This is a genomic window from Nonomuraea sp. NPDC048892 (genome assembly GCF_040649735.1).
Taxonomy (GTDB): Bacteria; Actinomycetota; Actinomycetes; order Streptosporangiales; family Streptosporangiaceae; genus Nonomuraea; species Nonomuraea maheshkhaliensis.
Genome location: NZ_JBEZFZ010000019.1, coordinates 1 through 14,208 on the forward strand (window position 1 = coordinate 1; position 14,208 = coordinate 14,208).

Below are 14,208 nucleotides of genomic sequence, written 5' to 3' on the forward strand. Positions count from 1 at the left end.
GTTCAGGCCCCGCATCCCCAGCGGGAGCGCCTTCCACGGCGAGGTCTTCTCCTGCTCGCGTTCCAGCACCAGGACCGAGCAGCCCGCCAGTGCCAACTCGCCGGCGAGGAACAGGCCCACCGGGCCCGCACCTGCGATCACCACGTCGTACACGTCGCGCCTCCTTGGATGTCTTATGGAGCATTGCTCCATGAATGGAACGGTACTCCATGGTGGACCGCTGCTCCAAACCTGTCAGAATGGCAGCCATGGCCCCACGGACACGTCAGGCGGAACGGCGCAGGCAGGTGCTCACCCGCGAACGCATCATCGAGACCGCGGTCGAGCTGCTGGACGCGGAGGGAGAGGACGCTCTGACGGTTCGCGCGCTGACCGGCCGCCTGGCCACCGGTTCCGGCGCGATCTACTGGCACATCGGCAACATGGGCGAACTGCTCGAAGCCGCGACCGAGGCCGTCGTGGCTGCCGCCCTGGACGCGCGGCCCACCGAAACCGGCCGAGCGCGCGAAAGCGATCGGGCGCGCGAAACCGGCCGGGCGCGTGGAGCCGCCGGGGCGCGCGGAGCCGTGGGCACGCCCCAGGACGACATCCGCGCCGTCGCGCTCGGCCTCTTCGACGCGGTCACCGCACACCCATGGCTCGCCGGCCAGCTCGCGATCCAGTTCACCCGCAACCCCTGGGGGCCGGTGACGTTGCGCATCTTCGAGAGCATCGGCCGGCCGGTCCGCGCGCTCGGCGTACCGCGGGCCGACTGGTTCACCACGGCCTCGGCGCTGGTCCACTACCTGCTCGGCGCCACCACCCAGACCCGCCGGCACGCCGGCGACGACACCGTCCCCGCCTCAGAGGCGGAGCGCGCCGCGTTCCTCGACACCGCGTCCAGCGCCTGGCAGGAGCTCGACCCCGACGACTACCCGTTCATCCGGGCCATCGCGGAGCAGATGCGCGACCACGACGACCGCGAACAGTTCCTCACCGGCATCGACCTCGTCCTCACGGGCATCACCACCCTCCATCCCGCCCCCATGCCGCCCGCGGGCACGCGCTCGCGGTGACCATCGGGCGCCGGCGTCGATCGCGGCGCGCGGCGAGGGGAAGCGCCGGCCGTCGACCAGCCCGCCGAGCAGCGAGCTGCAGGCGGCGATCGACTCTCCGGATGGTCGTCCCGATGCCGTAGGGCTGTCACTCGACGGCGGGCGCTGCCGGCTCGTCCTTCAGCGCCACAGGTCTGCCACGTGCCGGAGTTGCTCGCGCGCGCCGACCGCGTCCAGCCGTGTGGCGGGGTTCTTGTCGAGCAGGCTGGCGAGCACGGCTGCGAGCGGTCCAGCCCGTTGGAAGGGGTCCGGAGGGTCGGCGAGCACGGCGACGAGGGTATGAATCGTCGTGTCACGGCAGAAGGGGGGCCGCCCTTCGACGGCCATGAAAAGGGTGGCGCCCAGTGACCACAGGTCCGACTGCCGGTGGGTATCGCCGGTGACCCGCTCGGGAGCCAGGTAAGCCATGGTGCCGGTCAGCGTTCCGGCCGGGGTGAGGGAGGCATCGCCGTCCATCATGGCGATACCGAAGTCCGTCAGGACCACGCGACCGTCATGAGCCAGCAGGACGTTGTCCGGCTTGACGTCCAGGTGCACGATCCCGGCCGCGTGCGCGGCGCACAACCCCCGCAGCAGCTCCAGCCCGATTTTCGCCACCGTGCGCGGAGACAGCGGCCCGTCCTGGGCCACCGTTTGACCGAGCGTTCGAGAACGCACCAATTCCAGCACGATCCAGGGCTGACCGGACACCTCGACGACGTCGTACACGGCCGCGACATTGGGATGGCTGATGCGGGCCGTGACGCGTGCCTCCTGACGTGTGCGCTCGGCCACGATCGTCCGTTCGGGCCCGTCAGGCAGCGGCACTTCCTTGATCGCGACCTCGCGGGTCAGGAGCTCGTCATGACCGTGCCAGACCGTTCCCATGCCGCCCCGTCCGAGAGGTCGGAGCAGACGGTAGCGGTCGGCGAGAAGCGAGGCGTCCAACGGTGCATCGAGTCCGCGACAGCCATCTGCCGCATCGACGTGACACTTGGGCGCGAGGTCGAGGACAGGGTTCTGACGGCGGCTGAGGACGCCGACACCAGTCACGAGCGCCATCCGATCGTGATCGCCGGTCGATAGCGGCCTGGTCTCCGGCGCCTGGCCAGTCCTCGCCATGGCTGCCTTCCCGTCCGCTGGCCGGCGCTCGGGCGTCGCCGCCGACGCGCATCGCCCCAAGACGGGCAGCCAGACAGCCCCAGCCAATACCGCTGACAGGCGGACAGCCACCGGCGCTCCGAGCAAAGCTCATCACCGTGGCTGATCACCGCGGTTCCGGTGATCGGCTGTGGCGATGAACTGTTCCGGAATCGGCTGTGTCCGTGCCGCACGCGGGGAGGTTGGCTCAAGAAGTACGACTCCGACAGGCGGCCCCGGCCAGTCGGCGGGCGGCCGGCCCGCTGTTGCATCTCGTCTCCGGGAGGCAGACCTGACCTGCATGACCTGGTACCTGGTGATCATGGCCATCGCCTCCCATCGTCTCGCAACGAGGACCGCCCGCCAGCAGCCGCCGGTGCCCGTGACCGCAACCCCACCCGCACGGCGACTCAAGAGAGCTGATCGCATGAAAATGGGCGACGACGAAGAGCGTCTCGACGACGCAACCGCCGTACCGCCACCTCGGTCCGCGTCGGCCCGAGAGCCCGACAGGCCGCCGTCCGTCACCTCTGACCAGCTCGTTTTCGACCCGGCGGCCGAGCCCGCGCCGCCACAACACGGCTCGTTGCTCGGCAGCGACTCCAGCGGTGTCCTGCGGCGTTGGCACGATCTCCAAGCGTTCTTCGTGGACGACCCGCGCGAAGCCGTCCAGCGGGCCGACGAGCTCATGGACGAAGTGATGACCGCCGTCCACGAGACGCTGGAACGTCGCCTGGGTGAGCTCCGGGAGCCCTGGAAGAACACCGATCAGGATGACACGGAGACCGAGCGGCTGAGGATGGCCCTGCGCGCCTACCGCAACGTCCTGCACCGGCTGATGCCGCTCGCCGACGACCACGCGACAGGGAAGTAGGGACATGCCCCACGCGGCTGTGATCGTGAATCCCACCAAGGTGCCTGATCTGGACCTGCGCCGGGCTGAGGTGACCGCTGAGCTGGCCAAGCACGACTGGGCCGAACCGCTCTGGTTCGAGACCACGATCGAGGACAACGGGCAGGGCCTGGCCCGGCGGGCCGTGGACGAACAGGTGGACCTGGTCTTCACCTGCGGGGGTGATGGCACCGTGCGGGCGGTCATTGACGGGCTGGTGGGCAGCGGGGTGCCGGTGGCGGTGCTCTCTGCCGGAACGGGCAATCTGCTGGCCCAGAACCTCGCCTTGGGCACGACGCTGGCCGAAGGCATCGCCACCGGCGTCACCGGCCGCACTCGCGCCGTCGACCTGGGCGAGATCGACGGTGAGACGTTCGCGGTGATGGCGGGCGTCGGACTGGACGCGGCGATGCTGGAGAGCACCACGGAGACGTCCAAGGGCCGCTTCGGTGCCCTCGCCTACGTCTTCGGCGCGCTGTCGCGGCTGCGCGATCGGCCGTTCCGGGTCACTCTGCGTCTGGACGACGGCCCGCCCTTCCGGCGACGGGTCAGGATGGTGCTGGTCGGAAACGTCGGCCGGGTCCAGGGCGGGCTGCACCTGTTCCCCACTGCCCAACCGGACGACGGCCGCCTCGACGTCCTGGTGCTCTCCCCGTACGGTCTGCGGGACTGGCTGGGCGTCGCCGTCCGCCTCTTCACCCGATCGCGGCGCGAGGACCGGCGCATCGAGCGGTTCACCGCCCGGACGATCCGGGTGGACACCGCACGGCCCATGCCCAGGCAGTACGACGGCGACCTGATCAAGCCCGGCACCACGACCCGCATCGCGGTCGCCCCCAAGGCTCTGCTGATCCGCGTCCCGGCCGAGACGGCACGGTGAGTGATCGACGCAGGAGAACACCGCGCCCGCCGAGACCGGGAAGTGCGGGAGTCAGTAGCGGTGAGGTCCGACGTGCCCTTCGAACAGCAGGCACGGCGCCGGCTCGTCCCCGTAGGGGGAGCGGGGATCAGGATCGGGGTCGGCGCGTTCGGCCGGGCACGGCGGCAGCGTGACGAGTTCGCGGGCGCGGAGGTCCCAGCGGATCCAGATGAACCTGTCGGGTTCGGGCAGCAGCTGGACGTGCGCCGCGTGGGCGCCCGCGTGGCCGGGCTGCAGCTCGCACCCGTAGACGGCCTTGCGCTCGTGCCGGCCGTTCTCCGCCAGCGGCGCCCACTCACCGTCGGTGAGCACGTTGTAGTGCGGGCAGTCCTGCTCGCCGGTGTGCCGCTGCAGCCCGGTGGCGAGCGCGCCCGCCAGCCCCGCCGCGGTGAAAACCTGATGGACGGCATGGTGAACCAGCTCGACGTCGTCGTCGCTCAGTTCCACGGCACCGAGCTGGTCGGCCAGCAGCCGCACGTGGGTGGCGAAGTGCCGGCAGGCGTCGACCAGCGCGGCAACCGGAGCCACCGCGTCGGGTGGCGGGTCGTTCGGCGCGTCTTGATGCGTCACCTTGAATACGCTACGCGACCCGCCAGCCATGCGCACGGCTGGCGACGATGCGCCGGAGCGTTTCCAGCGGCTCATCGCCGAGCGCGCCGGATGGCTCGCAATTAGGGTGATCATGGGTCACGATGGCCGGCATGAGCAACGCTGACGACGCACGTGCCGAGCTGGAGGAATGGAGTGAGTTCATCAGCCGGATTCGGTATGACGGGCCACGTCCTGGAGATGCCGGCGACGAGCGGCTGGCCGATGAGACGGTGTCCAACGAGTTCTCCAGTTGGGGACGACTCGATGGTTCTGCCGAGATGAACAACCTGATCTGTCGTGCCATGGAGATCGGTTATCTGCGGGCCCTGCAGGACGTACGCGAGGAACGCATCGCCGGGCTCGGGCCCACCGACTGACATCAGTCCGAAAGACGACGACCCACCACCTCCGGCCCCGTCCGGATCCCCGGCACACCGGCAGATCCGGGACAGACGGCGCAAGGAGGCGCCGTAGGCGCGCGACCAGCTTGCGGATCGACGTCGAGGCGAGTGCCAGGAAACGCCCGATGCGTACTGCGTGCAACGACGGGCAGGTGTCTCTTGCGGATTCTGGCGAAGGGAGCCGGCCGTGTCCGAGAATGTCGTGCTGATCATTCGATTCCACCTGGTGGGCGGCGAAGACGTCTCCGTGACGAGCGGAGACTTCGACGGAGAGCCGGAGGCGGTGGCGGCGATCGCTCGTGCCATGGACGAGCGGCGCAGCCTGGTGTTGATGCGGGCGAGATACGACAGTGAGGCCGAGCCGCACGGCGTGGTCGTCAACCTCGCCAACGTGGTGTCGGTGCGTGTGTCGAAGACGGACAGCGCTGAGGCGGGCCAGTACCTGTAGCGGGCCAAGAAGCCCTGAACATTGCCTGACGTTGTCCGGCAGGACAGTGTCCTCGGCCAAATCCACGTCAAAAGAGGCCGGTGCTGGTTCAAGGTCGGATACCGGCAGAAAGAAATCTGCACGGGGGGACTGAATCAGTTATGACGGGACGTGCGCCGGGAAGCCCCAAAGGGGCCCGGGTTGCGGTGGACCGGTCGGAGGGTTTCGGCGAGCGGTTGCTGGGGCAACTGCTGGACCGGGCTCACACCATGCCGCCACAGCTCATCGCTCCGCTGGTTGCGGAGGAGGTACGCAAGATCGGTGGCTGGGATGTGTCCATCCTGCTGCAGGACTATGACCAGGTGATGTTGGTGCCGCTGCCGGGCAAGGGGCTCACGGGCGGCGATCCCCTGCCCATTGACGGGTCGTGGGCAGGTGAGGCCTTTGTCAGCGAGACGAGGGTGGAGCATCCGGTGGCCGACGGCATCCGGATGTTCCTGCCGCTGCTCGACGGCAGTGACGAGGTCGGGGTGATGGCGCTGACGCTCGGCACCGTCGACGACGACGACCGCCGATTGCTGCGACGGCTGGCCGGTCTGGTCGCCGACATGCTCGTCACCAAGAACAGTTATACAGATCAGTTCTTCATGGCACGGCGTCGCGAGCCGATGAGCGTGTCCGCCGAGATCCAATGGTCGCTGTTGCCCCCGTTGTCCATGGTGACCCCACAGGTCGCGGTCGCCGGCATCATGGAGCCCGCCTATGACGTCGCCGGGGACAGCTTGGACTACGCCCTCAACGACGAAGTCCTGAACATGGCCGTCATCGACGCGATGGGCCATGGCATGAACGCGGCCGTGCTGGCGACCGTGGCCATCGGCGCCTATCGGCACGCGAGACGCGCTGATGTCGCACTTGCCGAACTGTACGAATTCATGGACGCGGCCATCAACGAACAGTTCGGCCCCGACCAGTTCGTCACGGCACAGATGGCGCGTCTTGACATCGGGTCGGGTGTCTTGGAATGGGTCAACGCAGGGCACCCGGCGCCGTTGCTGATCCGCGGCAACCGGGTCATCGAGGCGTTGGAGGGTGCGGGCACCCTACCGGTCGGCTTCGGCGGTGTCAGCCCGCAGATCAACACGCGCCGGCTCGCGCGTCATGATCGGGTGCTGTTCTACACCGATGGTCTCGTCGAAGAGCACGAGACCGGCGGTGAGCAGTTCGGCGAAGAACGTCTGATCAAGTCCATCGAGCACGTCGGCCCTGTGACGAGAACTGTGCAGCAGATGGTACGAAGCCTCTCGCACACACTGATGCGCCAAAGGCAGGGGACGACGAGTGATGACGCGAGCCTCTTCCTGGTCGAATGGCGCGGCGGGACCGCCGACCACCTCGCCGAGGTCGACCTCTGACCTGACTGAACGCGGGCCGGCCGCCTTGTCCATGGATCTGACCGGCGAGGAGAAGGCCCTGGTCCACGCCGCGATCGCCGGCCTCATGCCGTGAGGACGCCGTTCGCTACAGTGGGACCGTGTACGGTTCCATGCACACGGCAGGCCGGAAAGTCGCCCGTATCGAGAATGCGAACAATTACCTGATCGTGTCGTCGTCCTTACCGCGAGACGACGACACGATCCAGAATTTCCATGGGCTCGTGCTCAGCCTGGACGACTTTCTCTCTAACGCGCCCGACTTGAGACAGAAAACCGTATACCTGTGCGGCGACATATCCAGGATCAACGCCCCCGAATTCGACGCGGCCGCACGAGTGCTCGTCGTCCGCGACCTCTCGTACGGTCATGACGAGAAGTGGCGACTGGTGAACCTCGGTCAGGTTCCCACCCGCGTGCACGGCGTCGGCGTGTATTACCGCCGCTTCTTCGACCCCGCCTCCGACCACTTCACCCGCATCCGTTCGGAGCACACCTTCCAGTCCCTCACGGAGTCCACCAAGCCGGGCACGGCCCATCGCACCGGAATCTACCTGACCCCCGTCACGCGAGACGGGGATGACCTGCACTTCCGCCTGCTGCGCTGCTCCACGAACCTCTCGGGGCCCACCGAGACCTTCTCCGCGACGGACACCCGAATAGTCGAAGCCCTGAACGCCGAGGCCGCCACCGTATTCCGGGACCACGCTCCGCTGAACCACGTCCTCGCGCAGATCTACCACAACACCCCCGCCGCCGCCGAACGCAAACAGTCCAAGGCCAAGATCTCGGCCCACGCCGACAAGACCAAGGACATGCCCGCCAACGGCATCATGGCCTTCTGCACCTTCTACGACGGGCTCGACAAACTACGCCCGCTGGACGCCTTCGACCATGGCCTGAACGGCGTCAGCGGGCTGACCAAACTCCACTTCCGCCTCAAAGAGCCGGCCGAAGACCACGCCCTTCCCCAGCAGTTCACCCTCACGCTCTATCCCGGCTCCGTCTTCTTCATGCCGCTGTCCACCAACCGGCTCTACACCCACGAAGTCCGGCCGTCGGCACTGAACGCCGAGTCGCTCCCGCTCCGCCTGGGTTACGTGGTCCGCTGTTCGAGCACCGAAGCCGTGCACAGGAACGGCCACACGTACCTCAAGAGAGACGGCGACCTGACGAAGCTGGAACCACCCACCCCCGAGGGCCTGAACGAGCTGCGCAAGCTGTACGCCGAGGAGAACAGAACCCAGGCTTTCATCGATTACGGCGACGGCTTTCTCTTCAGCATGAACACGGGAGACTACCTTGCCCCCCGACCATAGGATCCTGGCCGAGATCCGCTCGTACACCCTGCCCACCGAACGAGACCTTTTCCAGGAGTTGAGCGCATCGACGCGCTTCGAAGACGTGGGAAAAGGACGGTCGGGAGCCGTCCTGGTCAAGGTAGCCGAGACGGGAGACGTACCTCTCGTCCGCACCACCACCCGATACGCCGCTCCAGCACAACATTTCCGCCCGGTGCACGAGCGCCTGGCCCAGCAGATCCAAGAATGCGCGGGCTCGGCCGCCGGTTTCAACAACGCTCTCATCGAGCTCTACACCAACGCCTACACGACTATGGGCAGCCATTCCGACCAGGCCCTCGACCTGGCGGACGAGTCGTTCATCGCCCTCTTCTCCTGCTACGAGCACCCCGAGGCGAACCCACCAAGAAAGCTGATCGTCGAACCGAAGGATTCCAGCGGCGACGCTTTCGAGATCCCATTGACCCACAACAGCGCCGTCGTGTTCTCCGTAGCCACGAACCGGCGACACAAGCACAAAATCATCTTGGACAAGCCAGCCCAGCCCGCCGAGAACCGATGGCTGGGCGTGACCTTCCGAACCTCGAAAACCTTGGTGCGTTATCGCGACGGTCAGACTCATCTCCCGGACGGCCCCCGCCTCACCTCGGCCGACGAGGAACAAAGGCGTGAGTTCTACCAACTACGGCGCCGCGAGAACCAGGAGACGGACTTCACCTACCCCACGCTCACGTACACCGTCAGCGAGAGCGACCTGATGCCACCCGTCTGATGATTCCTGCTCGTGAAACGTCAGGGATTCCACGCGCCCATCGGGTCAGAGGCCGAGGTCGCGGCCGATGAGTTCCTTCATGATCTCGTTGGAGCCAGCCCAGATCTTGGTGACGCGGGCGTCGGTCCAGGCGCGGGCCACGCGGTACTCGCTCATGTAGCCGTACCCGCCGTGCAGTTGCACGCAGGCGTCGAGCACGTCGTTCTGCGCCTGGGCGGACCACCATTTGGCCTTGGCGGCGTCGGCCGGGCCGAGGGTCTGCCTGGTGTGCAGGCGGACGCAGTGGTCGACGTACGCCTGCGCCACCTTGATGCGGGTGACCAGCTCGGCGAGCAGGAACTTGTTGTGCTGAAAGGAGCCGATCGGCTGCCCGAACGCGGTGCGGCCGCGCTCGAAACGGGAGTGCCGGCCTCGACGGCGAACAGCGTGATGCCCTTGGCGCCGCGCCGCGCGTCGGTGCTGGCGGCCACCAGGACGAGGTCGGCGCCGTGGCCGTTGGTGATGAAGGTCTTCGTGCCGTTGATGATCCAGTCGGAGCCGTCGCGGCGCGCGGCCGTCCTGATCGCGGCCAGGTCGGAGCCGGCGCCGGGCTCGGTCATCGCGATGGCGGTGACCAGCTCGCCGGAGCAGAAGCGGGGCAGCCACTCGGCCTGCCGCTCGTCGGTGGCCAGGTCCACCAGGTACGGGGCGATCACGTCGAAGTGGATGCTGAAGCAGGACGCGACGGCCATGCTCACCTTGGCCAGTTCCTCGCAGGCGACCGCGTTGAACCGGTAGTCGCCCGCCGCGCCGCCGCCGTGCTTCGCGGGCACCTCCAGGCCGAGGAAGCCCTGCTCGCCGGCCGCGCGCCAGGCGGCCCGGTCGATGCGCCGCTCGGCGGCGAAACGTTCCTGGTGGGGGAGCAGTTCGCGCGCGGTGAACGCGGCCACCGAGGCTCTGAACAGGTCATGGTCCTCGTCGAACAGCAGTCGGTCCACAGGCAGGAGGCCTTCTTTCGGGTGGGACACGAGGGCGGAGGCAGCGGCAGGACTCGCCCCGAGTCATGAGTCGCGTTCGGCGCCGATCAGTACGTAACACATCAGCGCCGGCCGGTCGCTGCGGTTGTGCCAGGCGTGGCGGGTGCCCTGCTGGACCACGACGGAGCCGGGGGTCAGCTTGACCTCCTTGCCGTCGTCCAGCTCCAGGTGCAGCTCGCCCTCCAGGCAGATGCCGTAGTCGACGGTGTCGGTGGTGTGCATGCCGGGATTGTCGGGCTCGAACACGTCCATCAGGCCCGGCAGCTTCTCGGCGGCCTCGGCGGCCAGCCCGGCGGGGTCGGCGAGCTGCTCGGGGGCGGACGATTCTGGCGCCCAGCGCAGGAACAGGATGCGGGTGCCGCCGGCGCCGGGGAAGAACGGGAAGGTCGTCGGCTGCCCTGGCTTGGTGCCGACGGTGGCGGTGCCGTCCTCGGTGCCCCACATCAGGTAGAACTCCGAGCCGGGGATGGCGCCGACGGAGATCGGGTCGGCGGGCCGGTCGGTGACGAACACCGAGGTTCCGTCGGGCTCCCGGCCGGTGACGATGAGACGAGGCTGGATGGGCATGGCGGCTCACTCCTGCGGGGGGTGCGGGGGCTGCGGGGATCGCGGGGGCTGTGACGGCTGTGACGGCTGTGAGGGGTCGTCGGAGTGCGGGTGCTGCATGCGGAGCTGGCGTTTGGAGAACTTTCCCGTCGCCGTCTTCGGGATCTCGGGGACGAAGAGCACCTCCTCGGGGATCCACCAGCGGGCGACGTACGCGGTCAGATGCTCGCGTACGTCGTCGGCGCTGAGGACGGCGCCGGGCCGGCGGACCACGTACGCGACAGGACGCTCCCCCCAGCGAGGATGCGGCACGCCGATCACGGCGGCCTCGGCGACCCGGGGGTCGGCCATGATGGCGCCCTCCAGCTCGACCGAGGAGATCCACTCGCCCCCCGACTTCACCAGGTCCTTCGTCCGGTCGACGATGCGCACGTAGCCATGTTCGTCGATGGTGGCCACGTCGCCGGTCCTGAGCCAGCCGTCGTCGGTGAACGCCGGGCCCGGCCGCTCCTCGCCCACGTACCGGGCGGCGATGGTGGGGCCGGACACCTGCAGCTCGCCCGGTGTGACACCGTCCCACGCGATCTCCGTGCCGTCGTCGGCGGCCAGCCGCAGCTCGGTGAGCGGGATCGCCGGGCCGGGCGTGCCGATGACCGCGCGCCGCGCGTCCGGGTCCAGGTCGTCGTGCACGGTGGACAGCCGCGCCACCGTCACCACCGGGCTGGTCTCCGTCATCCCCCAGGCGTTGGTGAGGGGGATCCCGATGGCCTCCTCGTACGAGCGCGACAGCGCGCCGTCCACCGCGCCGCCGCCGCAGATGATCGTCCGCAGGCTGGACAGGTCGTGCTCCTTCAGCAGCGGCTCCAGGCTGCGCCACACCGTGGGCACCGCGCCGGTGAAGGTGACGCGCTGCCGTTCCATCTGCGCGATCAGCTCCTCGGGCCGCATCGCCGGACCGGGCAGGACGAGGTCCGCGCCGCACAACATCGCGGCGTACGGGAGCCCCCAGGCGTTGACGTGGAACATCGGCACCACCGGCATCACCACGTCGCGCTCGTTGATCCCGAAGGTGTCGACCATGAGCAGCAGCAGGGCGTGCAGGACCATGGACCGGTGGCTGTAGAGGACCCCCTTCGGGTCGCCGGTGGTGCCGGAGGTGTAGCAGAGCGCCGCCGCGGTGTTCTCGTCGGCGATGGTGAAGTCGCCGGCGTGCGGCGTGACCTCGGCCAGCAGCGTGTCGTAGTCGAGGATCCTCGGGTCGTCGGGCAGCGGGGCGTCGGCGCCGTCGTCCATGACCACGATGTGACGGGGGCCGGCCAGCTTCCCGACCGACGGCCACACCACGGGCAGCAGCGAACGGTCGACGAAGAGCACGTCGTCGGCGGCGTCGTCGACGATGTAGCGGATCTGCTCGTGGAAGAGCCGGTGGTTGATCGTGTGCAGGACCCGCCCGGCGCACGGCACCGCGAGATACAGCTCGACGTGCTGCCGGCTGTTCCAGCCGAACGTGCCGACCCGGGCGCCGATGGGGACGCCGAGCCGGTCCAGTGCCGCCGCCAGCCGCCGGGTGCGCGCGCAGATCTCGGCCCACGTCGCGGTGGTCTCGCCGTCCACGCGGCCCGTCACCACCCGCTTGTGCCCGAAGTAGCGCTCCACCCGGCGGAAGATCAGGGGGAGGGCCAGGGCGTGCTCCTGCATCAAGCCGTGCATCTCGTTCGGCAGCCTTTCTGGAGCCGGGCGGGACCTCATCGCTTACTGAGCGCATAGTTAGTAACGAGAGCGGCGCTTGTCAAGCACGAAGCGGGCGCTACGCGCTCGTGGGGCGACGGCCGCGGACGGCGGCGGTCATGTGAACGGCCAGGTCGGCGTAGAACGCGCCAAGCGAGGCCGGGGTGTCCGAGCCGCCCAGCCGGTACCAGCGGACCAGGTCGACCCCGAGCGACAGGATCGAGCGGGCCAGGCGGCTGACGTCGTCAGGGTCGGCCGTCGCGCCGTCGATGATGCGGCCGACCGCGTCCCTGAAGATGGTGTTGAACTGCGCCCGCAGGTCGAGGATCTCCGCATAGTGCTCGGCCGACAGGGGCGTCAGCTCGTACTGGCAGACCCGCGCCGTCGTGTGGTGCTTGGCGTGCCACTCCACGAACACCGCGACCACCTGCCGCAGGTGGGTCTCCGGGTCGTCGTCGCCGGGCAGCGTCGCCCGCAGCGCCTCCAGAGCCCGGCGGTGACCGCTGCGCACGATCTCGAACAGCACCTCCTCCTTGGTGGAGAAGTGCACGTAAAGGGCGCCGGGGGTCAGCCCGACCTTGCTCGTGATGTCGCGGGTCGTCGTCGCCTGGAACCCCTTCTCGGCGAAGCAGAGGACCGCGGAGCCCAGCAGGGCCTTGGTCACGTCGGAGAGGTCTTCGTCCCAGAGATCACTGGACGGTTCGTCCAGCCAGACGAGCGGGGGATTGCCACCCCGCCGCGGACCGCGACGCTTCGCGACCATCCCCGATCCTCCCCTGTGCCGATCTCGACGCGCTGACATTACCGTCCCGTCGTGCGTACACATCTTGACACCCCTCGCGCTCGCAGTAACTATGCGCTCAGTAAGTAAGTCCTGGCTCGCAATCGAGGAGATGCGGCATGCGCAAGGGCATCGTGGTCACGGCCAAGCCAGGGGTGGAAGACCTGGCGGCCAAGGCCGAGGAACTTGGGTACGACAGCTTCTGGGTCTACGACACGCCCATGGTCAACGGGGATCCCTTCGTCGGTCTGGCCCTCTGCGCCAAGGCCACCAGCCGCATCCGGCTCGGGATCGGCGTCACCTCGCCCGCCCTGCGCTCGGCCCCCGCCTGCGCGGCGGCCCTGGCCAGCCTCAACGCCCTCGCGCCAGGACGCGTCATCTGCGGCGTCGGCACCGGCAACACCGCCCGGCGCACCCTGGGCATGAAGCCCACCACCATGGCCACCCTGGAACGCTTCACCCGCCAGCTCCAGGACCTCACCGCGGGCCGCCCCACCGAGTACAGCGAGGGCGAACGCACCCGCGACGTGCGCTTCCTGCACGTCGGCGACTACGTCAACACCCAGGACCCGATCGAGTTCGTCGTGGCCGCCTTCGGGCTCAAGGCCGCGCGCATCGCCGGCCGCCGGGGCGCGGGCACGATCTCCTTCGGCCTGCTCGACCCGGCGGCCTGGCGGGCGTTCAGCGAGGCGCACGAGGAAGGGGCCGCCGAGGCCGGCGTACGCACGCCGACGACCTCGTACGTGATGACCTCGATGCACATCCTCGCCGACGGCGAGAACCCGCACGGCGACCTCGCCCGCGACTCCATGGGCCACGTCGCCATGGCGCTGCTCACCTTCGCCGCCGACAACCCCTCCTTCCTGGACGGGCTCGAACCCGACGAGGCGGATGCGGTGCGGCGGCTGCTCGACCGGCGCGGCACCACCGCCACCGCCGACGACCGCCACTTCGTGCTGTACGAGAACTACCTCGGCCGCATCTACCCCCAGGACCGCGACCTGATCGTCCCCTCCCTGGTCGACAAGCTCGGCCTCGTCGGCACCCCGGACGACCTGGTCAAACGCGTCGTCACCCTCGAAGCCGCCGGCATCGACGAGCTGCTCCTGCAGCCCGTGCTGAACCCCGATCAGGAGATGGCCGACTTCGCCCGGCTCCTGTGACCCCCGCGTCGAGCCGGCACCCCCC

At 68.7% G+C, this 14,208-nt stretch carries 15 protein-coding genes and 1 pseudogene; 9 read left to right on the top strand and 7 right to left on the bottom strand.

The features are described from left to right. A partial coding sequence (locus tag AB0C28_RS40850) for an FAD-dependent monooxygenase (protein ID WP_358080723.1) occupies positions 1-192 on the bottom strand: 192 nt, incomplete at its 3' end. Positions 193-248: 56 nt separating this feature from the next. On the opposite strand from AB0C28_RS40850, the gene AB0C28_RS40855 reads away from it, so the two are divergent. After that, entirely contained in the window at positions 249-1,055 is an 807-nt protein-coding gene (locus AB0C28_RS40855) for a TetR/AcrR family transcriptional regulator (RefSeq protein ID WP_358080725.1), read from the top strand. A 159-nt stretch (positions 1,056-1,214) separates the two neighbouring features. On the opposite strand, the gene AB0C28_RS40860 is transcribed toward AB0C28_RS40855, so the two are convergent. Further along, positions 1,215-2,135 (bottom strand): serine/threonine-protein kinase, encoded by a 921-nt coding sequence (locus tag AB0C28_RS40860; protein WP_358080727.1) that lies wholly within the window; start codon positions 2,133-2,135, stop codon positions 1,215-1,217. Positions 2,136-2,535: 400 nt separating this feature from the next. Here AB0C28_RS40860 and AB0C28_RS40865 point away from each other — a divergent pair, with 400 nt between their 5' ends. Together AB0C28_RS40865 and AB0C28_RS40870 are read left to right on the top strand one after the other, a co-directional pair. Beyond that, positions 2,536-3,087, top strand: a complete 552-nt coding sequence (locus AB0C28_RS40865; RefSeq protein ID WP_358080728.1) for a hypothetical protein — start codon at positions 2,536-2,538, stop codon at positions 3,085-3,087. Positions 3,088-3,091: 4 nt separating this feature from the next. Next, positions 3,092-3,985, top strand: a complete 894-nt coding sequence (locus tag AB0C28_RS40870; protein WP_358080730.1) for a diacylglycerol kinase family protein — start codon at positions 3,092-3,094, stop codon at positions 3,983-3,985. 51 nt (positions 3,986-4,036) lie between these two features. Here AB0C28_RS40870 and AB0C28_RS40875 read toward each other — a convergent pair whose 3' ends face one another. Next, entirely contained in the window at positions 4,037-4,594 is a 558-nt protein-coding gene (locus AB0C28_RS40875) for a hypothetical protein (protein WP_357858586.1), read from the bottom strand. A 131-nt stretch (positions 4,595-4,725) separates the two neighbouring features. Between AB0C28_RS40875 and AB0C28_RS40880 the strand changes: the two genes are divergently transcribed. From AB0C28_RS40880 to AB0C28_RS40900, 5 genes are all read left to right on the top strand, one after another. Further along, positions 4,726-4,992 carry a hypothetical protein gene (locus AB0C28_RS40880; RefSeq protein WP_357858583.1) on the top strand — a complete coding sequence of 89 codons (267 nt, stop codon included), beginning with the start codon at positions 4,726-4,728 and terminating at the stop codon, positions 4,990-4,992. A gap of 211 nt (positions 4,993-5,203) precedes the next feature. Beyond that, positions 5,204-5,464 carry a hypothetical protein gene (locus tag AB0C28_RS40885; RefSeq protein ID WP_357858580.1) on the top strand — a complete coding sequence of 87 codons (261 nt, stop codon included), beginning with the start codon at positions 5,204-5,206 and terminating at the stop codon, positions 5,462-5,464. Between the two features lie 185 nt (positions 5,465-5,649). Continuing rightward, positions 5,650-6,858 (top strand): PP2C family protein-serine/threonine phosphatase, encoded by a 1,209-nt coding sequence (locus tag AB0C28_RS40890; RefSeq protein WP_358080732.1) that lies wholly within the window; start codon positions 5,650-5,652, stop codon positions 6,856-6,858. Positions 6,859-6,977: 119 nt separating this feature from the next. Then, positions 6,978-8,195, top strand: coding sequence for a hypothetical protein (locus AB0C28_RS40895; protein WP_358080734.1), 1,218 nt, complete (start codon positions 6,978-6,980; stop codon positions 8,193-8,195). Beyond that, entirely contained in the window at positions 8,179-8,949 is a 771-nt protein-coding gene (locus tag AB0C28_RS40900) for an alpha-ketoglutarate-dependent dioxygenase AlkB (RefSeq protein WP_358080736.1), read from the top strand. Before AB0C28_RS40895 ends, AB0C28_RS40900 begins: the two co-directional genes overlap by 17 nt. 45 nt (positions 8,950-8,994) lie before the next feature. On the opposite strand, the pseudogene AB0C28_RS40905 reads toward AB0C28_RS40900, so the two are convergent. From AB0C28_RS40905 to AB0C28_RS40920, 4 genes and pseudogenes are all read right to left on the bottom strand, one after another. Continuing rightward, positions 8,995-9,926: pseudogene (locus AB0C28_RS40905) on the bottom strand (acyl-CoA dehydrogenase family protein). Positions 9,927-9,989: 63 nt separating this feature from the next. Next, positions 9,990-10,532, bottom strand: coding sequence for a cupin domain-containing protein (locus tag AB0C28_RS40910; RefSeq protein ID WP_358080737.1), 543 nt, complete (start codon positions 10,530-10,532; stop codon positions 9,990-9,992). Between the two features lie 6 nt (positions 10,533-10,538). Next, positions 10,539-12,209: a long-chain fatty acid--CoA ligase gene (locus AB0C28_RS40915; protein WP_358080739.1), complete on the bottom strand. Its 1,671-nt coding sequence runs from the start codon at positions 12,207-12,209 to the stop codon at positions 10,539-10,541. Positions 12,210-12,318: 109 nt separating this feature from the next. Further along, entirely contained in the window at positions 12,319-13,002 is a 684-nt protein-coding gene (locus tag AB0C28_RS40920; protein WP_357858565.1) for a TetR/AcrR family transcriptional regulator, read from the bottom strand. Positions 13,003-13,139: 137 nt separating this feature from the next. On the opposite strand from AB0C28_RS40920, the gene AB0C28_RS40925 reads away from it, so the two are divergent. After that, the gene (locus AB0C28_RS40925) at positions 13,140-14,183 is read left to right on the top strand and encodes an LLM class flavin-dependent oxidoreductase (RefSeq protein ID WP_358080741.1); all 1,044 of its coding nucleotides are present in this window, start codon (positions 13,140-13,142) and stop codon (positions 14,181-14,183) included. Positions 14,184-14,208: the final 25 nt, after the last annotated feature.